26 protein-coding genes are annotated in these 23,932 nt (G+C 66.8%); 16 read left to right on the top strand and 10 right to left on the bottom strand.

Annotated elements, in window-relative coordinates; translation table 11 throughout:
- The first annotated feature begins 185 nt into the window (after positions 1-185).
- Positions 186-1,775: a cisplatin damage response ATP-dependent DNA ligase gene (locus ACTHJR_RS12185; protein WP_440523484.1), complete on the top strand. Its 1,590-nt coding sequence runs from the start codon at positions 186-188 to the stop codon at positions 1,773-1,775.
- A gap of 3 nt (positions 1,776-1,778) precedes the next feature.
- Here ACTHJR_RS12185 and ACTHJR_RS12180 read toward each other — a convergent pair whose 3' ends face one another.
- The 5 genes from ACTHJR_RS12180 to ACTHJR_RS12160 form a co-directional block, all read right to left on the bottom strand.
- Positions 1,779-2,183, bottom strand: coding sequence for a DoxX family protein (locus ACTHJR_RS12180; RefSeq protein WP_440523482.1), 405 nt, complete (start codon positions 2,181-2,183; stop codon positions 1,779-1,781).
- 1 nt (position 2,184) lies between these two features.
- Positions 2,185-2,334 (bottom strand): hypothetical protein, encoded by a 150-nt coding sequence (locus tag ACTHJR_RS12175; RefSeq protein ID WP_440523481.1) that lies wholly within the window; start codon positions 2,332-2,334, stop codon positions 2,185-2,187.
- Positions 2,335-2,361: 27 nt separating this feature from the next.
- A complete protein-coding gene (locus ACTHJR_RS12170) occupies positions 2,362-2,892 on the bottom strand; it encodes a fasciclin domain-containing protein (RefSeq protein WP_440523485.1) in 531 nt (176 codons plus the stop codon).
- Positions 2,893-2,999: 107 nt separating this feature from the next.
- Positions 3,000-3,680 (bottom strand): anti-sigma factor, encoded by a 681-nt coding sequence (locus ACTHJR_RS12165; protein ID WP_440523480.1) that lies wholly within the window; start codon positions 3,678-3,680, stop codon positions 3,000-3,002.
- Complete coding sequence (locus ACTHJR_RS12160; RefSeq protein ID WP_440523478.1) at positions 3,670-4,269, bottom strand: sigma-70 family RNA polymerase sigma factor; 600 nt, start codon at positions 4,267-4,269, stop codon at positions 3,670-3,672. The genes ACTHJR_RS12165 and ACTHJR_RS12160 overlap by 11 nt, the downstream gene beginning before the upstream one ends.
- Positions 4,270-4,289: 20 nt before the next feature.
- On the opposite strand from ACTHJR_RS12160, the gene ACTHJR_RS12155 reads away from it, so the two are divergent.
- The gene (locus tag ACTHJR_RS12155; protein ID WP_440523477.1) at positions 4,290-5,120 is read left to right on the top strand and encodes an EamA family transporter; all 831 of its coding nucleotides are present in this window, start codon (positions 4,290-4,292) and stop codon (positions 5,118-5,120) included.
- Between the two features lie 227 nt (positions 5,121-5,347).
- Here ACTHJR_RS12155 and ACTHJR_RS12150 read toward each other — a convergent pair whose 3' ends face one another.
- The gene (locus ACTHJR_RS12150; RefSeq protein ID WP_440523476.1) at positions 5,348-6,157 is read right to left on the bottom strand and encodes a cold-shock protein; all 810 of its coding nucleotides are present in this window, start codon (positions 6,155-6,157) and stop codon (positions 5,348-5,350) included.
- Positions 6,158-6,363: 206 nt separating this feature from the next.
- Between ACTHJR_RS12150 and ACTHJR_RS12145 the strand changes: the two genes are divergently transcribed.
- From ACTHJR_RS12145 to ACTHJR_RS12110, 8 genes are all read left to right on the top strand, one after another.
- Positions 6,364-7,149, top strand: coding sequence for a TerC family protein (locus tag ACTHJR_RS12145; protein WP_440523474.1), 786 nt, complete (start codon positions 6,364-6,366; stop codon positions 7,147-7,149).
- A 366-nt stretch (positions 7,150-7,515) separates the two neighbouring features.
- Entirely contained in the window at positions 7,516-8,136 is a 621-nt protein-coding gene (locus ACTHJR_RS12140; protein WP_440523473.1) for a ribonuclease D, read from the top strand.
- On the top strand, positions 8,129-8,779 hold the full coding sequence (locus ACTHJR_RS12135; protein WP_440523472.1) for an LPS export ABC transporter periplasmic protein LptC: 651 nt from the start codon (positions 8,129-8,131) through the stop codon (positions 8,777-8,779). The genes ACTHJR_RS12140 and ACTHJR_RS12135 overlap by 8 nt, the downstream gene beginning before the upstream one ends.
- Before the next feature lie 147 nt (positions 8,780-8,926).
- Positions 8,927-9,703 carry an LPS export ABC transporter ATP-binding protein gene (lptB, locus tag ACTHJR_RS12130; protein WP_440523471.1) on the top strand — a complete coding sequence of 259 codons (777 nt, stop codon included), beginning with the start codon at positions 8,927-8,929 and terminating at the stop codon, positions 9,701-9,703.
- 117 nt (positions 9,704-9,820) lie between these two features.
- Complete coding sequence (rpoN, locus tag ACTHJR_RS12125; protein WP_440523469.1) at positions 9,821-11,323, top strand: RNA polymerase factor sigma-54; 1,503 nt, start codon at positions 9,821-9,823, stop codon at positions 11,321-11,323.
- Complete coding sequence (locus tag ACTHJR_RS12120) at positions 11,320-11,979, top strand: hypothetical protein (protein WP_440523468.1); 660 nt, start codon at positions 11,320-11,322, stop codon at positions 11,977-11,979. The genes rpoN and ACTHJR_RS12120 overlap by 4 nt, the downstream gene beginning before the upstream one ends.
- A gap of 72 nt (positions 11,980-12,051) precedes the next feature.
- Positions 12,052-12,441 carry a hypothetical protein gene (locus ACTHJR_RS12115; RefSeq protein ID WP_440523466.1) on the top strand — a complete coding sequence of 130 codons (390 nt, stop codon included), beginning with the start codon at positions 12,052-12,054 and terminating at the stop codon, positions 12,439-12,441.
- 236 nt (positions 12,442-12,677) lie between these two features.
- Positions 12,678-12,980 (top strand): putative quinol monooxygenase, encoded by a 303-nt coding sequence (locus tag ACTHJR_RS12110; RefSeq protein WP_440523465.1) that lies wholly within the window; start codon positions 12,678-12,680, stop codon positions 12,978-12,980.
- Here ACTHJR_RS12110 and ACTHJR_RS12105 read toward each other — a convergent pair.
- The 4 genes from ACTHJR_RS12105 to ACTHJR_RS12090 form a co-directional block, all read right to left on the bottom strand.
- The gene (locus ACTHJR_RS12105; protein WP_440523464.1) at positions 12,971-13,681 is read right to left on the bottom strand and encodes a DUF899 family protein; all 711 of its coding nucleotides are present in this window, start codon (positions 13,679-13,681) and stop codon (positions 12,971-12,973) included. The two genes, ACTHJR_RS12110 and ACTHJR_RS12105, sit on opposite strands and share 10 nt — an antisense overlap.
- A gap of 39 nt (positions 13,682-13,720) precedes the next feature.
- The gene (locus tag ACTHJR_RS12100; protein WP_440523463.1) at positions 13,721-14,788 is read right to left on the bottom strand and encodes a zinc-binding dehydrogenase; all 1,068 of its coding nucleotides are present in this window, start codon (positions 14,786-14,788) and stop codon (positions 13,721-13,723) included.
- A 63-nt stretch (positions 14,789-14,851) separates the two neighbouring features.
- Positions 14,852-15,334, bottom strand: a complete 483-nt coding sequence (locus ACTHJR_RS12095; RefSeq protein WP_440523462.1) for a hypothetical protein — start codon at positions 15,332-15,334, stop codon at positions 14,852-14,854.
- A gap of 20 nt (positions 15,335-15,354) precedes the next feature.
- Positions 15,355-16,353, bottom strand: coding sequence for a ligase-associated DNA damage response exonuclease (locus ACTHJR_RS12090; protein WP_440523461.1), 999 nt, complete (start codon positions 16,351-16,353; stop codon positions 15,355-15,357).
- Positions 16,354-16,492: 139 nt separating this feature from the next.
- On the opposite strand from ACTHJR_RS12090, the gene ACTHJR_RS12085 reads away from it, so the two are divergent.
- The 6 genes from ACTHJR_RS12085 to ACTHJR_RS12060 form a co-directional block, all read left to right on the top strand.
- Positions 16,493-17,173: a hypothetical protein gene (locus tag ACTHJR_RS12085; protein WP_440523460.1), complete on the top strand. Its 681-nt coding sequence runs from the start codon at positions 16,493-16,495 to the stop codon at positions 17,171-17,173.
- Positions 17,174-17,394: 221 nt separating this feature from the next.
- Positions 17,395-19,803 carry a ligase-associated DNA damage response DEXH box helicase gene (locus ACTHJR_RS12080; protein ID WP_440523459.1) on the top strand — a complete coding sequence of 803 codons (2,409 nt, stop codon included), beginning with the start codon at positions 17,395-17,397 and terminating at the stop codon, positions 19,801-19,803.
- A gap of 64 nt (positions 19,804-19,867) precedes the next feature.
- Positions 19,868-20,869, top strand: a complete 1,002-nt coding sequence (locus ACTHJR_RS12075; protein ID WP_440523458.1) for an aspartyl protease family protein — start codon at positions 19,868-19,870, stop codon at positions 20,867-20,869.
- Between the two features lie 190 nt (positions 20,870-21,059).
- A complete protein-coding gene (locus ACTHJR_RS12070) occupies positions 21,060-22,034 on the top strand; it encodes an aspartyl protease family protein (protein ID WP_440523457.1) in 975 nt (324 codons plus the stop codon).
- Between the two features lie 55 nt (positions 22,035-22,089).
- Positions 22,090-23,337: a putative DNA modification/repair radical SAM protein gene (locus ACTHJR_RS12065; RefSeq protein ID WP_440523456.1), complete on the top strand. Its 1,248-nt coding sequence runs from the start codon at positions 22,090-22,092 to the stop codon at positions 23,335-23,337.
- 64 nt (positions 23,338-23,401) lie between these two features.
- The coding region (locus ACTHJR_RS12060; protein ID WP_440523454.1) for a parallel beta-helix domain-containing protein at positions 23,402-23,932 on the top strand (531 nt) is incomplete at its 3' end.

Below are 23,932 nucleotides of genomic sequence, written 5' to 3'. Positions count from 1 at the left end.
GGGCGGGGGCCCATCCTTCGGTAGCCTTACGGTCTGTTGCTCGGTGGTCGCGGGCCCCCTCCCCCATCGCTTTGCGATGGTCCCCCTCCCCGTTCCGGGGAGGATTTTTGGGGACAGCCAGGCTCATCCGTCTCCCCCCTCGCACCCCTGGCGGAACCGTTACGTCGCCGCCATGTTGCACCCTGATGCACGCCTTCGCGCAGCTCCTCGACTCGCTGATCTACACGCGGTCGCGCAACGCCAAGCTCAGGCTGATCGGCGATTATCTCAAGGCGACTCCCGATCCCGATCGCGGCTGGGCGATCGCCGCCTTGACCGGCGACCTCGACCTGCCGGCAATCAAGCCGGCGGTGATCCGCGCGCTGATCGAGGAGCGCGTCGACCCGGTGCTGTTCCGGATGAGCCGCGATTATGTCGGCGACACCGCCGAGACGATCGCGTTGCTCTGGCCCGGCGCCGACGACGGCAAGGGCGAGCCGCTGTCGGTCGGGCAAGTGGTCGATACGCTCAATGCGCTGTCGCGCTCGGATGCGCCGGCGGCGCTTGCCGCGATGCTCGACCGGATGGATGCCGAGGAGCGCTTCGCCTTGCTCAAGATGGCGACCGGGGCGCTCAGGATCGGCGTGTCGGCGCGGCTTGCCAAGACCGCGCTGGCCCAGGCGTTCGGCGTCGAGGTCGAGGGCGTCGAGGAAGTGTGGCATGCGATCCGCCCGCCTTATGCGGAGCTGTTCGACTGGGTGGAGGGGCGCGGTCCCCAGCCGACCGCCGCGGACGTCCCCGTGTTCCGCCCGTTCATGCTCGCGCACCCGCTCGAGGACGGGACGGTCGATCTCGCCGATTATGCCGCCGAATGGAAATGGGACGGCATCCGCGTCCAGCTCGTCCATGTCGGCGACGAGACCCGGCTCTACAGCCGCGCGGGCGACGACATCACCGGCAGCTTTCCCGACATCGCTGCCGCGTTTCGTACGACCGGTGTGCTCGACGGCGAATTGATGGTGAAGGGCGAGGTTCAGGGCGGCGGGATCGAGGAAAGCGGCGGCGCGGCGAGTTTCAACGCGCTCCAGCAGCGGCTCGGGCGAAAGGTCGTGTCGGCGAAGATGCTCGACGACTATCCCGCCTTCGTGCGGCTCTACGACATCTTGTTCGACGGGGCGGAGGATCTGCGCCCGCTCCCCTGGACCGAGCGGCGTGCTCGGCTCGAAGCCTTCGCCGCCGCGCTCGATCCCGACCGCTTCGACGTTAGCGTGCTGATCGAGGCGAAGGACTTCGCCACGCTCGAGGAGATCCGCGCCGGCGCGCGCGATGCCGCGATCGAGGGCGTCATGCTCAAGCGCCGCAGCTCGGATTATGTCGCCGGGCGGCGCACCGGCCTGTGGTCCAAATGGAAGCGCGACCCGCTGACCGCCGATTGCGTGATGATGTACGCGCAGCGCGGCAATGGCCGCCGTTCGTCTTACTATAGCGACTATACGTTCGGCTGCTGGACAGAGCAGGGCGAATTGCTCCCGGTCGGCAAGGCCTATTCGGGGATCACCGACGACGAATTGAAATGGCTCGACAGCTTCGTACGCAACCACACGGTCAATCGCTTCGGCCCCGTCCGCGAAGTCGAGAAGACCCTGGTGCTCGAAGTCGCGTTCGATTCGATCCACGAGTCGAAGCGGCACAAATCGGGCGTCGCAATGCGCTTCCCGCGCATCCATCGCATCCGCACCGACAAGCCGGCGGCGGAAGCGGACACGATCGCCGGGATCAGAAAACTGGTGACGTGACCCTTAGCGACCGCGCCCGGTCCAACCGCCGGCGGCCAGCGCCCACCAGCAGATGAACGGCTGAGCGAACAGGCGGGGATAATGATAGGCCATGCCGAGGCCGGTGCCGGTCGACAAATCGTGCACTGCGTGGAGGATGTTCGCCGGATAAACGCAGAGCGCATAGAGGGCGAGCGCGGCCCCGGCGATCGCGCGGGTCGGCGGCACGAACAGGCCGATCGCGCCGGCGATCTCGGCAGCACCGGTCAGCAGGACGACGATTTGCGGATGCGGAATCGCGGGCGGCATCACCGGCAGGAACAGTCCGGGCCGCAGTATGTGGACAAGTCCAGCGAGCAGATAGAGCGGCGCGATCGTCAGCCGGGCGAGATCGGCGCGCTTTGTGCTCGTGGTTTTCCGCCCGGTCATGTCACGAATGGCGGTAATAGACGCATGCCCATCTGAACAGCGTTCGCGCGGCGACCGCACCGATCAGTAGTGCGCCGCTGATCGCCACGAGGATCAAGGTGTCGAGCACGATCCGCTCCGATCCGATCGGCCGGACAACCCGGCGCCGCACCGCGGCGGCACCGGGCCGACACGGCGGTTACGGCATCATCACCGTGTCGATGACGTGGATCACGCCGTTCGACTGCATGACATTGGCGATGGTGATCCGGCCCTTGTCGCCTTTGCCGTCCATGATCCACCAGGCATTGCCCGACTTCATGAAGGTCAGCATGCCGCCTTCCACGGTCTTGTAGCTCGCCTTGCCCATATGCGCCTTGGCCTTGGCGGCGATGTCGGCGGCGGTGATGCGGCCCGGCACGACGTGATAGGTCAGCACCGAGGTCAGCTTGCCCTTGTTCTCGGGCTTGAGCAGCATGTCGACCGTGCCGGCGGGCAGCTTCGCGAACGCGGCGTTGGTCGGGGCGAAGACGGTGAACGGTCCGGGCCCCGACAAGGTGTCGACAAGGCCGGCCGCCTTGACCGCGGCGACCAGGGTGGTGTGGTCCTCCGAGTTCATCGCGTTCTGGACGATATTCTTCGTAGAATACATCGCCGCGCCGCCGACCATCGGGTTCTTGGTCGCGGCCATGCCGGCGGTGGCGCCGGCGGCCAGAACGGTCGCGAGCATCAGTTTGCGGATTGCCTTCATGTCGCTCTCTCCTGAAGCACGCCCGTTGGCGCGTGCGTCAGTAGGTACGGATGCTATCCGCTCGCGGATGCAGGCGATGACAGAAGTTAAGCGACCGAGAGCTTTCCGCTCGCCACCACCGGCCCTGTCGGCAGGCCGGTCGGCGAGCCGCCGAGCGGCTCGATCGACACCGCGAGCATCATGCCGGTCTTGAGATGCCGGCGCTTCTCCATCGGCAGCATCATCCGCGACGGGCCGGTCGAGGCCAGCATGCCCATCGACCTGGGTACGCCGTCGCCGCCGATCATCCAGAGCTGCGCGGTCTTGCCTTGCGGCGCCATCCCGGTCTCGCCGATCCGCATCTCGCCGGTGGTCATGTCGACCATCGCCGGCACCGCGCTCGATTTGTCGCTCATCATCAGCGAGGCGACCATCATGTGATGCGGCGGACCCTCGACGCGCGGGGCGGGCTGGAACCGCACGAACAACGCCAGCATCGCGGCGATCGCGCCGACCATCGCCGCGATCGGCCAGCGGAACGCCGATCTCGGCCTGGCAACGGCCGGCGCTTCCGGTGCGATCAGTCGGTCGGCGACCGATTCGGGTGCCGCGACTTCCGGATAATCGTCGAACAAGCCGGCCAGGCGCCGGCGCCAATCTTCGACCTCGCGCGCGAAGACGGGATCCGCCAGCACGCGGCGGAGCGCGGCGGCGCGTTCCTCGCCATCGAGCAGGCCCAGCGCGAGCTCGGCGGCGGTCATGTCGGGATCGGGCGCGTCAGTCGTCATCGACACACCCTCTTAGCTGGAGGAGGCCGCGCCGCACGATACTCTTCATCGTCCCCAGCGGCACGTTCTTGCGCTCGGCAAGCTCGGCATAGGTCACGCCGTCGAAGAAGGCTGTGCGGATTGCGTCGCGGGCGCGCGCGTCGAGCGCGTCGAGGCAATCGTGCAGCCGCTGCGATTCCTGGTCGCGCGCGACCGTCTCGCTCTGGTCGGGCGTGGGATCGGCCACGCTCAGCGCTTCCTCGACCGGATGCGCGGGTCGCGCGCCCTTCGCCCGCACCCAGTCGATCGCCTTGTTGCGCGCGATCGTCGCCAGCCACGAGATCGGTCTGGCGCGGCCGGGCTCGTACGCGCCGGCGCGCTTCCAGATCGTGAGATAGACTTCGTGCAACACATCCTCGGCAGCGCTCCGCTCTCCGCAGATACGCAGACAGATACCGAAAAGCTTCGCCGAGGTCAGGCGGTACACGTCCTGCAGCGCGGCGCGATCCTCCTGCCCGGTACGCACCAGCGCCTCGGTCAGGCGGGCGCGAGCGGCGGCGGTGTCGTCGGGGGTGCGCACGTCCGCATGACTAGACGCGCAGCCGGCCATAGGCAATTGACGCTGCCGGAATGGCCGCCACGCTCGCCCCCTTGCTGATGATCGCCTCGGGTTCGGTCCATGCGGTGGTCAACGCGATCATCAAGGGCGGGCGCGACAAGATGGCGTCGCGCGCTATGACCGACGGGTCGGCGGCGATCATCCTGCTGCCCGTGCTGTTGATCGTGCCGTTGCCGGCCGGCGCCTGGGGATGGCTCGCCGCGACCGCCGCGATCCATGCGCTCTATCTCTATTCGCTGATCCGCGCCTATCAGGTCAGCGATTTCTCTTCGGCCTATCCGGTGCTGCGCGGCACCGCGCCGCTGGTCACCGCCGGGGTGACGCTGGGCTTGCTCGGCGAGCACGTTTCAGCGGCGGATATCGCGGGAATCGCGCTGATCGGCCTGTCGATGTTCATGCTGGCGATCGGGCGCCATCTGAGCCGCGCCGGGTTCGGCTGGGCGGTGCTGACTGGCTTCACCATCGCGGGCTATACGGTGATCGATGCCGCCGGCGTGCGCGCCGCGCCGACGCCGTTCAGCTATATCGCCTGGATGTTCGTGACGATGGGGCTGGTCGTCGTCGCGATGTTCGCGCTCCTGACGCGCGGCACGCTATTCGCGTCGATGCGCCAGCAATGGCGACCGGGCGCGATCGCCGGGGCGCTGTCGATCCTGACCTACGGCCTGGCGCTTTATGCGTTGTCGATCGGCCCGACCGCGCCGCTCGCCGCCCTGCGCGAGACCGGGATGGTGACGGCGCTGGTCATCGCGGTCGTGTTCCTGAAGGAGCGGGTGACGGCCGGGCGCGTGGCGGCGGTGCTGGGGATTCTGGCGGGGGCGGGACTGATTCTGCGGGGGTGATCTTCTAAATTCCTCCCCGGAACGGGGAGGGGGACCATTGCGAAGCAATGGTGGAGGGGCCCGCGACCAACCAGCAACAAGCGAGGAGGATGCGGATCGTGGGCCCCCTCCACCACCGGCCTACGACCGGCGGTCCCCCTCCCCGTTCCGGGGAGGAATTAACGAAAAAAGCCCGGCCCACTTGCGTGGACCGGGCTCTTTTTCAAAAGCAGAACCGGATCGGGCGATCAGATCGCCGAGAGGTTCACCGCGGCGTATTTGCCGCGGCGATTGTCGACCTCGAGCTCGAATTCGAGCCGGTCGCCCTCGTTCAGGCTGGACATGCCCGCCCGCTCGACCGCCGAGATATGGACGAACGCATCGGGCTGGCCGTCGTCGCGCTGAATGAAGCCGAAGCCCTTCATCGCGTTGAAGAACTTGACCGTGCCGGTCGCCTTTTCGCCAGTCAGCTCGCGACCGCCACCGCCGCCCGGGCCGCCGGCGGCGCGCTCGGGGCGCGGACCGCGGTCCTGGACCGGCATGGGCTCGCCGTCGATCTTCAGCTCGGTGGCCGAGATGCGGCCGCCGCGATCGACCAGGGTGAAGCCCAGAGGCTGACCCTCGGCCAGGCCGGTCAGGCCGGCCTGCTCGACCGCGCTGATGTGCACGAACACGTCTTCGCCGCCGTCATCGCGAACGACGAAGCCGAAACCCTTTTGCGCGTTGAAGAACTTTACGACGCCGGTGCCTTCGCCAACGACCTGCGGGGGCATGCCGCCACCGCCGCCACGACCACCACCGAAGCCGCCACCGCCGCCGCCGCGGAATCCACCGCCGCCGCCGCCGAAGCCGCCACCACCGCCGCGATAGCCACCGCCACCGCCGCCACCATAGCCGCCGCCACCGCCGAAGCGATCGCCGCCGCCGAAGCCGCCGCCACCGAAGCCGCCGCCGCCGAAATCACCGCCGCCGCCGAAATCGTCACTGCCGCCGAAATTGTCGCGCTTGTCACGACCGCGACCTCCACGATTGCCGCGGCCACCTTTATCGAAACTCATGCCCTGTTCGTCTTTCCGGTTCGCCCAATATCACATTCAAGAACCAGCGCGCCGGACGACAGACGCAGGCCTTCGGACGCAAACCAACCGCGCCTTATTGCCAGTCTTAGCCGAAAAACCGGCATGTCGCGAACAAAATCGTCGGCATTCCAGCCCTTGTCGTCGCGATACTTGCGCGGGCGTTGCCGAGACGGCACAGCTTGGCCATGCCGATCATCGAACTCCTCGCCAGCCCCGCCGCCTGGGCGGCGCTGTTGACGCTCATCGTGATGGAGGTCGTGCTCGGCATCGACAACCTCGTCTTCGTCGCGATCCTGTCGAACAAATTGCCCGAGGCGGACCGCGCGCGGACGCGGCGAATCGGCATCGGCCTGGCACTCATCCTGCGCCTGCTGCTGCTGACCACGATCAGCTGGATCGTCGGTATGACCGCGCCAGTGATCGACTTCGGCTGGTCCGGCGCGCCCGATCTGCACGGCAATCCCAGTTTCGAGACGGCCTTCTCGATTCGCGACCTGATCCTGATCGCGGGCGGGCTGTTCCTGCTCTACAAGGCGACCACCGAGATCCATCACAGCGTGGATCCGGCCGAATCGGACTCGGCGCTCGACAAGACGAACAGCCAGAAGACGCTCGGCTTCGGCGCGGCGATCCTCCAGATCCTGGCGCTCGACCTCGTCTTCTCGATCGATTCGATCCTGACCGCGGTCGGTATGACCGACGAACTGCCGATCATGATCGTCGCGGTGATCGTCGCGGTCGGGGTGATGCTGATCGCCGCCGATCCCTTGTCCAACTTCATCGCGAAGAACCCGACGGTGGTGATGCTCGCGCTCGGTTTCCTGCTGATGATCGGCTTCGTGCTGATCGCCGACGGCTTCGGCGTCCATGTCCCCAAGGGCTATGTCTATACCGCCATGGCCTTCTCCGCCGGCGTCGAGATCCTCAACATCTGGAGCCGCAAGGCGCGCGAGCGGCGCTCGGGCCACTAAAGGCGGCCTTCAAGCCGGGTTCTGGGAAATTTGGTTCACGCAAAGGAGCGAAGGCGCAAAGATTCTGTTCGCGCAGAGGCGCAGAGAATGCAGAGTCGTTTCCGTCCTGAACAGCCAACAAGATCGACGCGTGATGATCGAATCAGGGCCTCGCTTTGCGAGGCTCGCTTTCCTTTACCTCTGCGCTCTCTGCGCCTCTGCGCGAACAGAAATCCTGCTTCGCGCCTTCGCGCCTTTGCGTGATCAACTTCTTCCTTCTTCGGCCGAATGGTGATCCGCGTCACGGCTGCAACAGCAATAGCGTGTCAGGCCCGGCACCGGCGGCGCAACTTGAGCGTTCCGCCCGGAAGGGCTAGGCGCAATCGGATGACCGTTCATCTTCATGAGGAAGACCTCCCCGCCGGGCTGTTCGCCCCCGGTGCCGCGATCGCCGTCGATACCGAGACGATGGGGCTGATCACGCCGCGTGACCGGCTGTGCCTGGTGCAATTGTCCGACGGCGGGCCCGACGAGCATCTCGTCCGCTTCGGCCCCGGCAGCGATTATACCGCGCCCAATCTCAAGGCGCTGCTCGCCGATCCCGATCGCGTGAAGCTCTATCATTTCGCGCGGTTCGATCTCGCCGCGATCAAACATTATCTCGGCGTCGTCGCCGGCCCGGTCTATTGCACCAAGACCGCGTCGCGGCTGGTCCGCACCTATACCGATCGCCACGGGCTGAAGGAACTGGTCCGCGAATTGCTCGGCCAGGACATTTCGAAGCAGCAGCAATCGTCCGACTGGGGCGGGCCCGAATTGAGCGACGCGCAAAAGGACTATGCCGCGTCCGACGTGCGCTTTCTCCATCGCCTGCGCGACGAACTCGACCGCCGTCTGGTGCGTGAGAAGCGCGCCGAGCTCGCCCAGGCCTGTTTCGACTTCCTGCCGTGGCGCGCCGAGCTCGACCTCGCCGGCTGGCCGGAAATCGACCTGTTCGCGCATGTCTGACGTCGCGCTCAGGATGCGGTCCGAACGCCAGCGCTGGGCGGCGCCGGGCAGCGGGCACGACAGCCTGATCGCGATCCTGCGCATCGTCCTGCCCTCGGCGGTCGGGGTGGTCGCCGCGCTGATGGTGTTCCTGCCGCTGACCGCGGGCGGTGACGTCAGCTTCGTACTCGACCGCAACAAGGTCGAAGTGACCAAGGAGCGGCTGCGCGTGCAGACCGCCACCTATCGCGGCCAGGACAACAAGGGCCAGCCGTTCACGCTGACCGCACAATCCGCGGTGCAGAAGAGCGCGGCCGAGCCGATCGTCGACATCGACAAGGTGCTGGCGGAAATCGAGCTCGCCGACGGGCCGGGCAAGCTCAACGCGCCGAGCGGCCGGTTCAACCTCAACAACCAGCAGCTCGACGTGAACGGGCCGATCACCTTCACCGGCCCCAAGGGCTACAGCCTCAACAGCACCGGCGCGACGGTCGATCTCAGGCAGAAGACGATGCAGGGGACCGGCGGCGTCTCGGGCACCTTGCCCCAGGGCCGGTTCACGGCCGACTCGATGAGCGCCGATCTCGAGAACCGCATCGTGCGGCTGAACGGCCGAGCGACCATGACCTTCAGCCACGGCCGCGGCGCCAAGGCGAACCGATAACCCGATTTTTTGGCACATCCGCCGCGTCCGCGCTTGCCCTTGGCGAGGCGCCAAGGCATGTCGGCGCGGTGCGCCATGCACAAAGCTTGCCAAGTGGCTCGCCGATAACCATTCGGTAACCATGACGCGGGCACTCAGGGAGCCGATATGAACGACGCCGTGACCCTGGAAGAGATCGCCCCGATCGCCGAAACCCCGGTGATGAAGGGGCTGTCGGTCGTGTCGATCGCCAAGTCGTACGACAAGCGCGTAGTGCTGACCGACGTGTCGGTCTCGGTCGGTCCCGGTGAAGTGATCGGCCTGCTCGGCCCCAATGGTGCCGGCAAGACGACCTGCTTCTATTCGGTGATGGGGCTGGTGAAGCCCGATTCGGGCCGCATCATGCTCGACGGCGACGACATTACCGGGCTGCCGATGTACCGCCGCGCGATCCTCGGCTTGGGCTATCTGCCGCAGGAAACTTCGATCTTCCGCGGCCTGTCGGTCGAGAAGAACATCCTCGCGGTGCTCGAACTCGCCGAGCCCGACAAGGCTGCGCGCGACAAGAGGCTCGACCAGTTGCTCGACGAATTCGGCCTGACCCGGCTGCGCGACGCGCCGGCGATGGCGCTGTCGGGCGGCGAGCGCCGCCGCGCCGAGATCGCGCGCGCGCTCGCGGCCAATCCCTCGATCATGCTGCTCGACGAGCCCTTCGCGGGGATCGATCCGCTGTCGATCGCCGACATTCGCGACCTGATCGTCGAATTGAAGAAGCGCGGTATCGGCGTACTGATCACCGATCACAACGTGCGCGAGACGCTCGACATCGTCGATCGCGGCTACATCATCTATGACGGCCGCGTGCTGTTCGCCGGCACGCCCGAGGAACTCGTCGCCGACGAGAACGTCCGCCGCCTCTATCTGGGCGAGAGCTTCACGCTGTAGGACGATGCGCGACCTTCTTCCCCCTCGTCGCCCCGGCGCAGGCCGGGGCCGCCGGCGGCAAAAGGACCTCCATTTCGAAGCGGCCCCGGCCCCCGCCGGGGTGACGGGCGGGCAGCCATGAGCCTCGCACCGCGCCTAGATCTGCGGCAGTCGCAATCCTTGGTGATGACGCCGCAGCTCCAGCAGGCGATCCGTCTTCTCGCGCTGTCCAATCTCGAGGTCGAGACCTTCATCGCCGAGGAAATCGAGCGCAATCCCTTGCTCGACAGCAGTGGCGCGTCGGACGACGACGGGCCGATCGTCGAGCGCGAGGCGCCGGTCGAGATGGGCGACGAGCCGGCCAGCGCCGATGCGTTGCTCAACGGCGAGAGCGGCGGCGAAGCCTCGCTCGACGTCGATTTCGCCGCGGAAAGCTTCCACCACGATTCGCCCGCCGACCAGGCCGGGATGGACGGCTCGCTCGGCCTGAATGGCGGTGCGTCGGGCGGCGGTCTGGGCGAGGACGGGCCGGATCTCGACGCCTTCGCCGATACCAGCCTCAGCCTCGCCGATCATCTGCTCCACCAGGCGGGCGAAGTCATGTCGGGGCCGGACCTGTTCGTCGCGCAGCATCTGATCGACCTGATCGACGAGGCGGGCTATCTGGCGACGCCGCTGCTCGAGGTGGCCAATCGGCTGGGCGTGCCGCTCGCGCAGGTCGAGGCGGTGCTCGGGGTGATCCAGACGTTCGATCCGACCGGGGTCGGCGCGCGCGACCTCGCCGAATGTCTCGCGCTCCAGGCCAGGGAAGCCGATCGCTACGATCCGTGCATGGCGCGGCTGATCGACAATCTCGACCTCGTCGCGCGCGGCGAATTGTCGCGGCTGAAGCGGATCTGCGACGTCGACGACGAGGATCTCGCGGACATGATCCGCGAGCTCCGCAATTACGATCCCAAGCCGGGTTGCCGGTTCGGCGGCGAAGCGATGCAGGCGGTGGTCCCCGACCTCTATGTCGCCAAGGCCAAAGAAGGTTGGGCGATCGAGATCAACGCCGCGACCCTGCCCAAATTGCTGGTCAACCGCTCTTATTATGTCGAGTTGTCGGCGGGCCCGCAGGACAAGAATTCGAAGGCGTGGCTGTCGGAAATGCTCGCCAGCGCCAATTGGCTGGTCAAGGCACTCGACCAGCGCCAGCGCACGATCATCAAGGTCGCGAGCGAGATCGTGAAGCAGCAGGAAGCGTTCTTCCTCCACGGCGTCGCGCATTTGAAGCCGATGACGCTGCGCCAAGTCGCCGACGCGATCGAGATGCACGAATCGACCGTCAGCCGGGTGACGTCGAACAAATATCTGAGCTGCGCGCGCGGCCTGTTCGAACTCAAATATTTCTTCACCTCGGCGATCCAGGCCGCCGACGGCGGCGACGCGGTGTCGGCCGAAGCGGTCAAGTCGGCGATCCGCGCCCTGATCTCGGCGGAAAGTCCCAAGGCGATCCTGTCCGACGACACCCTGGTCGATATGCTCAATGCCAAGGGCTTCGGCATCGCACGCCGCACCGTCGCGAAATATCGCGAGGCGATGGGCATCGGCAGTTCGGTCCAGCGGCGGCGGCAGAAGGCGCTGGAGGGGGTTGGGTGAGAGCGAAGCTGCTGGCCTGCATTGCGTTCGGCATCGCCATTCCGAGCGGCGCGCAGACCATTCCGCCCAAGGAAGCGGCATTACTCGACGCGAAGCTTGGTAAGGTGACTGCGAGGGGGCGAACCTATTTCTACAAGAATATAGACACCGCAGGTTGTCCGGCGGTGACACCGGCGTGCCGAACCACGGCCTATGTGGTGACTGGAGACGTCGTCCTGCTCGGTAGGGTACGCGGCGGCGCGATCGAGGCGCAGTTCGGCAATGGCGTTCGGGAGACCCGCGGCTGGTTGCCTTTGTCGGCAGTGGCCTTGATTCCCATCACCGTGCCGTCGCTCTCCGACTGGCGCGGCAATTGGGTGCGCGATGACGAGGCCAATATCGACATCACTTCCGGCGGGCGGCCGGGCACGCTGTCCTTCGCCGGAACGGCGCTCTGGAATTCGCACGACCCAGAGGCCCGGGAGCGTGGCAGCGTCCATGTTGGTCAGATCGACACGAAGGGGACGCCGCGAGCTGGTCGGGTGTCGCTCGTCGATTTCGACGGCGACTGCAAAATACGGGCGCGGCGGATTGGCCCCTATCTGGTGATCGCCGACAATTACTTTTGCGGCGGCGCGAGCGTCACCTTTTCGGGCATTTACAAACGCCGGCGCTGAGCGACGGCCAATCGGTATCGCTGCCTGATCGTTTTTAGCAATTCGGCAAAACATTCATACTAATCCAGCGGCATGGCAGCGCATTTCACCGTCCGCGCGGAACCGTCGCGCGATCTGATTCGGATCACCATGTCGGGCTTCTTCACGCCCGACGACATCCAGGCCTTTTACGACGCGCGCGCCGCCGAACATGCGCGACTCACGTGCGGTCCCAACCAGCACATCACGCTCAACGACCTGAAGGGCATGAAGGTACAGGCGCAGGATATCGTCGCCACCTTCCAGTCGCTGCTCGCCGACCCCGCCTATCGCTCGCGCAAGCTGGCGTTCGTCGTCGACCGCACATTGGCGCGCAGCCAGTTGATGCGCGCGCTCAACGGCCGCACCGCCAAATGTTTCGAGGACCGCGTGACCGCCGAACGCTGGCTGTTCGCACACGACCCGGAGGTCGTAGCGGCCTGAGGGGCGTTCTCGCGCGTTACTCTGCATCGTCACCCCGGCCTTCGCCGCCGCCTGCGGCGGCGCTCGGGACAGACTTGTACCGGGGTCCACGGTGCCGCACGCGGAACAAGAAGCTCCAGCATCTCGCTCTCCTGCGCGGTGGATGCCGGAACAAGCCCGGCGTGACGGATGGGGATGATGGGCGGCTTTCATGCCATCGGCACTGGCGATACCCTCCCGCCCCAAAGGGAGCCGTCATGATCATCGTCACCGGCAGCGTCACCGCGAAACCCGACCGATTCGAGCTCCTGCTCGAGGCCTGCCTGGCGCATGTCCATCGTTCGCGGGTCGAGGACGGCTGCCTCAGTCACGCGGTCCATATCGATGCCGAGAATCCGCGGCGGCTCGTCTTCTTCGAGGAGTGGCGCGACCTGGCCGCGCTCAAGGCGCATTTCGTCACGCCGGGCATTGCCGAGCTGATGGCGGCGATCCGCGAGCATGCCGCGTCGAGCGAGCGGATCACCACTTATGCCGCCGAGCGGAACCCCGATCAGTCGTAGTCGATGCTCGGGTACCAATCGGTGCCCCGCCCCGCCGGGATGGTGTCGAGCACGTTCCACAAAGGCGACATCTCGGGCGCGCCGCGCGGGTCTTGCCCGGGATCCTCGGTGCCGCCGAGTTCGCCGCTCCAGAAATGGCGAATGGTACCGTCGGCATCCCTGGTGAACACGTCGTAGGACGGCCAATCGCCGTCGTCGTGCCAGGCATTGTGGTCGCGGCCGAATTGCTCGCTGGTGTCGCAGAACAAGGGCATGCCGCGCCAGCCGCGTTCCTCGGCGAAAGCGTAGAGCCGTTCGACCGGCGACCGCGCGACCACCGCGAGACCGACTTTCTGCCGTAGGTCGCGCGCATTGGCCGCCAGCGCGCCGAGGAATTGCGTACACATCGGGCAGGGTCGCGCGCGTTCGGGGCCGAACATCCAGCAATAGACGACGAGCGCGTCATGTCCTTCGAACAGATCGGCCAGTCCGACCTCGCCGTCCTTGCCCTGGAACCGATAGTCCTTGGTCACCACCGGGCCGGGGGGCAGCGCGCGGCGCTGGGCGGCGACGCGTTCGAGATGGCGGCGTAGCTCGACTTCCTCGGCCAACAGCTTCTTGCGTGCCGCGCTATAGTCGGCGCTCTCGCCCGGATAGGGGCGATGGGCCTTGTCGGCCAGCTCCGCTGCGGGGGCGAGCATCTCGGAGTCCGCGTCGGCCATGATCTTCTCCTTGTCGTCCGCCCCGGTGCCCTGATCCTATCAGGGGGCGGTCGGATCGACCATGATCTTCACATGGTTCTCCGGGTCGCCGAGATCGTCGAACGCCCGGGCGACACCGTCGAGCGCGACCGTGCCGGTGACGATCCGGCCGACGTCGACCTGCCCCTCGGCGATCTCGCGCAGCGTCGCGGCGAATTCCTCGGGCGTATAGCCATAGACGAATTCGAGATTGAGCTGCTTGGTGATCGCCATCGACGGGCGGAAATTGTCGGGTTCCATGCACACGCCGGCGACGACGATCTGCGCGCCGGGCGGGCAATCCTCGATGATCCGCTGGACCATGCCGGGCACGCCGACGCATTCGAACACGATCGGCCGCGCGTGCACCTTGCCCGCCATCCGCGCGATATGCGCCTCGGTTTCGGTCGCAGGCACGCCGTAATCGGCCCATTTGCCGTGCGGCCCCTCGACCGCCGGGTCGACCACGACATCGGCGCCCATCCGCTCGGCTTCGGCGCGGCGGCGCGGCGAGAAATCGGCGGCGATGACCGGGCCCTTGCCGGCGATCTTGAGCGCGGCGATGATTGCCAGGCCGACCGGGCCGCAACCGATGACCAGCGCGGCCGATCCCGGCTCGAGCGCGGCCCTGGCGACGGCATGCGCGCCGACCGCGAACGGCTCGGTCAGCGCGGCGAGATCGTCCGACAGGCCATTGGGCACTTCGAGCAGCAATCGTTCGTCGAGAACCATCCGCTCGGCGAACCCGCCGGGCGCCGAGGGCGAATAGCCGACGGGATGATAGCCTTTGGAAGAATTGGTGACGGGCACCGACACCACCCGGGTTCCGGGCTTCAGCCGATGCGGCGTGTCCACGCCGTAATCGAGCACTTCGGCGCAGAATTCGTGGCCCATCACCATGTCGGGCAGCGGTCGCGGCGTGCCGCCGGCGCGCTCGGCGACCATATTGTCCATGTGAAGCAAGGCGTGGAGGTCCGACCCGCAGATCCCGCAGCGGAGCGTTCGTACGAGCACTTGCCCCTTGTCCGGCGTCGGCTCGACGATCTCGTCCAGCTCCAGCCGCTGCCCGCGCTTGACCACTGCCCGCATCGCGCTCTCTCCGACGGTTTTTCCGTAGCGCAGATTGAAAATCGACCGGGCGGTCGTCAAGCCTCAGGTCGTCGGCGAAGCGGGCGGCTTGACGCCCGCCTCGCGGAACACATCCTCGAGCGCCTTGTCGTCGAGATAGCGCGACGGCGCCGCCAATCCCGCCAGCACCGACGGGCCGGACATCAATTCGCCCATCGACGCCTCGCCGAGGATGCCGAAGCTCGACTCGATCGCCGACTGGCCGTCATATTTGATCGCCAGCACCGTTTCCTTGCGGCAATCCACCGTCAGCAGGCGGCCCAGCAACGTACCCACCACCTTGGCATTGTCGGTCTGCTGCTGCGGCGTGATCCTGGTCAGGTCGGCGATCGCCGGGGTCGAGGATATCGCGATGAAGATCCACCGGATCAGCGCGTTCTTGTCGGCGGCCGAGGTCTTGGCGACCATGCACTTGCCGAGATCGCTGCTATAGACGCCGGCCCGGGCCGGCGTGCCGGCGAGCAGGATCGGCAACACGGCCAGCGCGGCCGCTACGGTACGACGCATAGGATTCCCCCCTTCGACGATCAGTCGTCCTCGTCTTCATAGCCGACCAAGGCGAGCGCGCGAGCCTTGATCTGATGGGTTTCGCACCAATGGATCAACGCCTCCTCGCGGCCGTGCGTCACCCATACTTCCTTCGGCGCAATCTCGATCAGCGTCTCGGTCAGCTCGTCCCAATCGGCGTGGTCGGACAGGATCAGCGGCAATTCGACCAGTTTCTGCCGCGCGCGCTGGCGGACGCGCATCCAGCCCGACGCCATCGCGGTGATCGGGTCGGGCAGCCGCCGCGACCAGCGGTCGTTGAGCGCGCCGGGCGGGCACATGACGATCCGGCCCTGCAATTCCGCCTTGGCGACGCCGGTGGCTGGCCGCAATTCACCGAGGTCGACGCCGAGCTCGACATAGAGATCGGACAGCCGCTGCAACGCGCCATGCACGTAGATCGGATCGTCGAAGCCCATGTCGCGCAATTCGCGGATCACGCGTTGCGCCTTGCCCAGCGCATAGGCGCCGACCAGCACGCAGCGATCGGGATTGGCGCGCAACGCGGCGAGCAATTTGTCGATCTCGTCATGCGTCTCGGGATGGCGGAACACCGGCAGGCCGAACGTCGCCTCGGTGACGAAGATGTCGCATTTGACCGGTTCGAAGCGCGCGCGGGTCGGGTCGGGGCGGCGCTTGTCATCGCCCGACACGACGATCGTCTCGCCGCGATGGCGCAGCACGATCTGCGCCGATCCCAGGACATGGCCAGCGGGGACGAATTCGACCTCGACTCCGCCCATGTCGCGTGGCTCGCCATAAGCGACGGCATGGCCGGCCTGCGGGCCGTAGCGCGCTTCCATGATCGCCAGCGTCTCGGGCGTCGCCCACACCGCTTCGTGCCCGCCGCGGGCATGGTCGGCATGGCCGTGCGTCACCAGCGCGCGCGGGCTCGGCACCGACGGGTCGATCCAGGCATCGGCCGGCGCCACGTAGATGCCCTGCGGATGGGGCGTGATCCAGTCGCCGAGCTTGGTCATCCCGTTAATATGGTCGGCGGCGGCGCGGGTTCCATGGCTGCGTTTTCGGTCCCACTTGGCCGTGGCGCCGGTCACCGGCATCCCCGATATGGCGCGCCGCGCGTTCCTGCTCCATCCTGCGGCGACAAAGGAGAGAGTGATGCAAGCACAAGTGGCGATCGAGCGGCGACTCGACCGACTCGAACGAACGATCAGGCGGCAACGCATGATGCTCGGGGGTCTCGGCCTCGCCGGCGCGGCGGCGCTGCTGATGGCGCTCGCGCCGGCTGCGCCCGGTACGATCGAGGCGCAGGGCATCCGCATCGTCGATGCCGCGGGCAAGCCACGCATCCTGATCGGCGCGCCGCCGCCGAAAGAGGGGCGTCAGCGCCAGGACGCCCAGACCGCCTCGATCGTCGTGCTCGGTCCCGACGGCGCCGATCGCCTGATCCTCGGCGAGGAGCCGCCGGTGCTGGTCGGCGGCAAGGCGTATCCGCGGATCGCCAGCGCTTATGGCCTGCTGATCCACGACGCCAAGGGCAATGAACGCGGCGGGTTCGCCTTTCTCGACAACGGCCGCGCGGTGATGTCGCTCGACCGGCCGGGCGGCGACGCGGTGTTGCTGACCGCCAACGACCAGACCGGGTTCGCCGGGCTGGTGGTCAATTACCAGAACCCGCTCGGCAAATATGCCGAGGGCCTGCGGATGGGGACCAAAGACGACACCGCATGGCTGTCGCTCCAGGACCGCGCCGAGGGCGAGCGCGCGCGGCTGGCGGTGGAGGGGCAGGCGGCGCCGAAGCTGATCGCCCGGCCCGCCGGCGCGCCGCCGGCACCGTAGCGCGGTGACGAGTTCGCTCCCTATATCTGCGGCATGCGTGGCGACCTCCTTCTTTCCATAGCCCCTCCCCTTCAGGGAAGGGGTAGGGGGCGGGACTGTGCATCAAGCCGATCGCCGGTGGAGGCCCCCCACCCCAACCTCGTTCCGGGTGAACGATGCCCCGCGTCGTTCAGGCCATGCCGGGGGCATGGCCGACCCGGAGCGCCTAAAGGGGAGGGGCTTTGAGACATTTGCCGCGACCCCTGACCGATTGGGTCGCCGCACGCGGTTGGCGGCCGCGACGGCATCAGCTCGAGATGCTCGACGCGGCGCGCGCCGGGCATCACGCGCTGCTGGTCGCGGCGACCGGGGCGGGCAAGACGCTGGCCGGGTTCCTGCCGACGCTGGCTGATCTGATCGAGACGCCGGCCGAGGGCCTGCACACGCTCTACGTCTCGCCGCTCAAGGCGCTGGCCGTCGACGTGCAGCGCAATCTGCTCACCCCGGTCGAGGAAATGGGGCTCGACATCCGGGTCGAGACGCGGACCGGCGACACGCCGAGCGACCGCAAGGCGCGCCAGCGCGTGCGACCGCCGCAGATATTGCTGACCACGCCCGAAAGCCTGTCACTGCTGCTGAGCTATCCCGACAGCTTCCTGATGTTCGCCGGGTTGACGCGCATCGTCGTCGATGAGGTCCATGCCTTCGCCAGTGGCAAGCGCGGCGACCTGCTCGCTCTGTGCATGGCGCGCCTCCAGCGCATCGCTCCCGACATGCGCCGTGCCGCCTTGTCGGCGACGGTCGCCGATCCCGATTCCTATCGCGCCTGGCTCGCACCCGACGGCGACATCGATACGGTAGACCTCGTGCTCGGCGAGCCCGGTGCCGATCCCGACATCACGATCCTGCTGCCCGAGGGGACGGTGCCCTGGTCGGGCCACTCGGGCCGCTACGCCGCCGAGCAGGTGATGGCGGAGATCGAGACGCGCCGCACCACGATCGTGTTCTGCAACACCCGCAGTCTGGCCGAACTGATCTTCCAGGATTTGTGGAAAGTGAACCTGCTGTCGCTGCCGATCGGCGTGCATCACGGCAGCCTGTCGAAAGAAGCGCGGCGCAAGGTCGAGGCGGCGATGGCCGAAGGGCGGCTGCGCGCTTTGGTCGCGACCGCCAGCCTCGACCTCGGGGTCGATTGGGGCGATGTCGATTGCGTGATCCAGATGGGCGCGCCCAAGGGCTCGTCGCGCCTGCTGCAGCGGATCGGCCGCGCCAACCACCGGCTCGACGAAGCGAGCGAGGCGATCCTGGTGCCGGGCAACCGCTTCGAATATCTCGAATCGCGCGCGGCTCTCGATGCGGTCGCGGCGGGCGAGCTCGACAACGAGCCGTTCCGCCCCGGTGCGCTCGACGTCCTGGCCCAGCATGTCATGGCCTGTGCTTGCGCCGCGCCGTTTCGCGCCGACGCAATGCTCGCCGAGGTGCAGGGCGCCTTGCCTTATTCGGCGCTCGACGCCGAGACGTTCGACCGCGTGCTCGGCTTCATCCGCGACGGCGGCTATGCGTTGCGCGCGTACGACCGGTTCAAGCGGCTGACGCAGGAATCCGACGGCAGCTGGCGCGTCAGCCACCCGCGCTTCATCCAACAGCATCGCCTCAATGCCGGGATCATCGTCGAGGCGGCGATGCTCAACGTGCGGTTCAAGAACGGCCGGCTGCTCGGCAAGGTCGAGGAGAGTTTCGCCGCCACGCTATCGAACGGCGACACCTTCTTCTTCGCCGGCATCAGTTGCGAAGTGATCCGGATCGATACCGAGGACCTGCTGGTCCGCGCCTCGACCAAGCCGGCGCGAATCCCGACCTATGGCGGGGCGCGCATGCCGATCTCGACCAACCTCGCCGACCGCGTGCGTGGGTTCCTGGCGCATCCCGAGGAATGGGCGCGCTTTCCCGACGACGTGCGCGAATGGCTCGAAGTCCAGTCCTACCGCTCGCGCCTGCCCGAGCCGGGACAATTGCTGGTCGAGACGTTCCCGCGCGAAGGGCGGCATTACATGGTCGCCTACAGCTTCGAAGGATGGAACGCGCACCAGTCGCTCGGCATGCTGCTGACCCGGCGGATGGAAACGCAGGGACTGAAGCCGCTCGGCTTCGTCGCCAGCGATTACGCCATCGGCTGCTATTCGCTCGACCCGGTGACCGATCCCGCCAGCCTGTTCTCGCCCGACATCCTGCAGCACGAATTCGTCGATTGGGTGCAGCAATCGCACTTGCTCAAGCGCGCGTTCCGCGAGGTCGCGGTGATCGGCGGGCTGGTCGAGCGCCAGCATCCCGGCAAGCGCAAGACGGGGAAGCAGGTCACCTTCTCGACCGACCTGATCTACGACGTCCTCAGGAAATACGAACCCGGCCATCTGCTGCTCGAGGCGGCCTGGGCCGATGCTCGGGCGCGGATGACCGATGTCGGGCGCCTGGCATCGTTGCTCGACCGCGCCGCCGACACCATGGTGCATGTGACCCTCGATCGCGTGTCGCCGCTGGCGGTTCCCGTGCTGACGCTGATCGGTCGCGAGAATGTCGCGATGGGACTGGCCGACGACGCCCTGCTGGTCGAGGCCGAAAGCCTGGCGCAAGAGGCGATGCGGCTCGACTGATCGTCGTATTTTCGGGGCGTTTTATCCGCTTGGTACACCGGCGTAACAGGCGTAGTATCGACGCATGCGCGGACCCCTCCTGTTGGCGCTCGGCGCCGCCTGCATTGCCGCTCCCCTGATGGCCGGCGAGAAGCCGGCCGCACCCGCGCCGATCCCGGCCGCCGCACCCACCCCCAACGCGACCCCGACGCCCGCGCCCGATTCGATCGCGCTCAACGAATTGTCGCGACGCATGACCGTTCCCGTCTCGGTCGCCGATCGCGGGCCCTATCCGTTCATCGTCGACACCGGCGCCGAACGCTCCGTATTGTCGCACGAACTCGCCGCCAGCCTGAATCTCGATGCCGGCCCGCGCGCCCGGCTGTTCGACTTCACGGGGCCGAGCACGGTCGACACCGTGCGCGTGCCCTCGCTCACGCTCGGCAAGCTCAGCACCGCGGGGCTCGATGCCCCGGCGCTCGCCCAGGCCAATCTCGGGGCGCCGGGCATGCTCGGGATCGACGCGCTCCAGGGGCACAAGGTCGTCATCGATTTCAACCGCAAGCGGATGAATCTGGTCCCGGCCAAGCGCCACGTCGATGGGGAGATCGTGATCCGCTCGGGAACCAGGACCGGGCAACTGATCGTCACCAACGCGGTGTTCGAAGGACGTCAGATCGCTGTGGTGATCGATACCGGGTCGTCGCTCAGCGTCGGCAACGGCGCGATGCGGCGGCTGATGAAGCGCGAACCGCGCCTGCTCGGCCCGATCCTGGTCCGCTCGGTGACCGGCCGCACCTTTGCCGCCGATTACGTCAGCGTTCCGGTGGTCAAGATCGGCGGGGTGATGTTCCACGATTTCGCGATGTCGTTCGCCGACGTGCCGCCGTTCGAGCATTTCGGATTGAAGGACCGTCCCGCCTTGATTCTGGGCATGAATTCGCTGCGGTTGTTCAGCAAGGTTGAGCTCGATTTCCTCAACCGGGAGATCGGCTTCACGCTCCAGCGGGGACCAATCGATTTCATGTCGGCGTGTCGTGACATTTCGAGCTGCTCGGTGCTGACCGGGAGCGCACGCAATCCCTGATCGCCGACTGTTCGGCCGTCTCCCGCTGATGCGGTCCGACCCTATTATCCGCTGGACCGGTTCACGGTCCGATTGCATCGGACCAACCGCTCCAGGTTTTTATTTTGGCGCGATTTCCTGGCCGGCGGGTGATTCCACCCACTTCGAATCGCTCTAGGTACACGTCCGAAACAGGCGTATCCTCACGTCGATGCGCGGGTTCATTTCCCTGTTGGCGCTTGGTATCGGTGCGCTTGCCGCGCCGTCCCTGCCGGCGCAGCAGATTTCCCCCGCGTCGCTTCCTGCCCCCGCGGCGACGCCGGTGCCCGACACGCTGCGACTCGGCGAGCGGACCGACCGTATGACGGTGCCGGTGTCGATCGGGCCGCACGGTCCCTTTCCATTCATCGTCGATACCGGTGCGGAACGTTCGATCATGTCGCGTGAACTGGCCGGCTATCTCAAGCTGGCGCCGGGCGGCGACGCGCGGCTGTTCGATTTCACCGGGCCGGCCGAGGTCAGCACGGTGAAGATTCCGTCCTTGTCGGCGGGAAGCCTCGGCACGCCGGCGATGGAAGCGCCGCAATTGCTGATGGCGAATATCGGCGCGGCGGGCGTGCTGGGGATCGACGCCTTGCAGGGGCAGAAGGTCGTGCTCGATTTCGAGCGGCGACGGATGACGCTCAAGCCGGCGCGGCGGCACGCCTCCGGCGATATCGTCATGCCCGCGCAACCGGGCACGGGCCAGCTGATCGTGACCCAGGCGTCGTACGAAGGTAAGCCGATCGCGGTGGTGATCGACACCGGTTCCTGGCTGAGCGTCGGCAACGGCGCCATGCTCCGCCTGCTCAAACGCGCGCCGAAATCCTATGGCCGCGCCGTCATGACCTCCGTCACCGGTCGCTCCTTCTCGGCGGATTTCGTGGTCGTCGGCCCGATCCGGATCGGCACCGCGCGGTTCGACAATTTCGGCATGGTGTTCGCCGACGTCCCGCCGTTCGCGCGATTCGGGCTCGCCGACCGCCCGGCGCTGATCCTGGGGATGAGCTCGCTCAAGCTGTTCGGTCGCGTCGAGTTGGATTTCGCCAATCGAGAGGTGGCGTTCACCCTGCCGCGCGCCCAGATCGATTTTCACGAAGTGTGCCGAAGCGCGGCCGCCGTCTGCAATAATTTCGGAATGCGATAGCCGGGGGCTGACGCACATCAGTGACTCTCGAGTTGGAAGAACATATAAAGAACGAGTGGCCCAGCTCGACACTCGCCAGAAGCTCGAAATCCTCGCCGATGCCGCCAAATACGATGCTTCCTGCGCGTCGTCGGGGTCGATCAAGCGCGACTCGCGCGGCGGCAAGGGGATCGGGTCGACCGACCAGGGAATGGGCATCTGCCATGCCTATGCGCCGGACGGCCGCTGCATCTCGCTGCTCAAGATCCTGCTGACCAACAGCTGCATTTTCGACTGCCATTATTGCATCAATCGCAAGAGCTCGAACGTGCGCCGCGCGCGCTTCACCACCGAGGAAGTCGTCCAGCTCACGCTCGCTTTCTATCGGCGTAATTATATCGAGGGACTGTTCCTGTCCTCGGGCATCATCCGGTCGCCCGATTACACGATGGAGCGGATCGTCGAGGTCGCACGGTCGTTGCGCGAGGATCACGATTTTCGCGGTTATATCCACCTCAAGACCATTCCCGATGCCGATCCCGAGCTTATCCACCGTGCCGGGCTGCATGCCGATCGCGTGTCGATCAATGTCGAGCTGCCGACCCGCGCCGGGCTTGCGCGGCTCGCGCCCGAAAAGGACAATGCGCGGATCGAGGGCGCGATGGCGGGGATGAAGCGCGACATCGCCGACGCGGGTGATGCCACCAAGCGCTACAAATCGGCGCCGCGGTTCGCGCCGGCAGGCCAGTCGACCCAGATGATCGTCGGCGCCGACGCCGCGACCGATCGCGATATCGTGGCGCGCGCCGCCGGGCTCTACGGCAAATTCGGCCTGCGCCGGGTCTATTATTCCGCCTTTTCGCCGATTCCCGATGCCAGCGCGGTGCTGCCCTTGAAGCGCCCGCCGCTGCTGCGCGAACATCGCCTCTACCAGTCCGACTGGCTGATGCGTTTCTACGACTACAAGCCCGACGAGGTCGCCGCCGCGGCCGACGAGGCGACGGGCATGATGCTTCTCGACATCGACCCCAAGCTGGCCTGGGCGCTCAAGTTCCGCGATCGCTTTCCGGTCGACGTCAACCGCGCGCCGCGTGAGGCGCTGCTGCGCGTGCCCGGGCTCGGCACTCGTGCAGTCGATCGTATCCTGACGGCGCGGCGCTGGCGGCGGCTGGCGCTCGCTGATATCGGCCGGTTGACCGTCTCGATCGCCAAGGTGCGGCCTTTCCTGATCGCCAGCGACTGGCGCCCGACCGCACTGGCCGACAAATCGGACCTCCGCCCGCTCGTCGCGCCGAAGGCGAAGCAGATGGAGCTGTTCGGGTGATTCCGGCGGGTTGCGGGCGAGCGCCCCACGCTTCATGCTGTGCGAAAACGCAGGGAGAGGATCGATGAGATATGCGCTCGCGATGGTCGCGCTGGTGGCATCGCCCGCTGCGGCCAGGACGATCGCCGTCGCCGCCGGGGCCGACGCGCAGGAACGGCTGCAGGGCGCCTTGCTCGACGCCAAGCCGGGGGACGTGGTCGAGATCGGTGCGGGGCGGTTCGAACTGACCGACGGCCTGTCGCTCGACGTCGCCAAGGTGATCGTGCGTGGTGCCGGGCCCGACAAGACCGTACTCAGCTTCAAGGGGCAATTGGGCGCGGGCGAGGGGCTGCTGGTCACCTCGGACGATGTCGTGCTGCGCGACTTCGCGGTCGAGGACACCAAGGGTGACGGTATCAAGTCGAAAGGCGCCGACCGCATCGTCTACAAGAACGTCCGCGTCGAATGGACCGGTGGGCCCAAGGAAACCAACGGCGCCTATGGCGTCTATCCGGTCGAGAGCAGCCAGGTGCTGATCGACGGTGTCACCGTAAAGGGGGCGTCCGACGCCGGCATTTATGTCGGGCAGAGCAGCGACATCATCGTCCGCAACTCG

The organism is Sphingomonas sp. (assembly GCF_051962185.1).
In the GTDB taxonomy this organism is placed as follows: Bacteria; Pseudomonadota; Alphaproteobacteria; order Sphingomonadales; family Sphingomonadaceae; genus Sphingomonas.
Note: the sequence above shows the minus strand (reverse complement) of the source record. Positions and strands in the feature narration are given on the sequence as shown.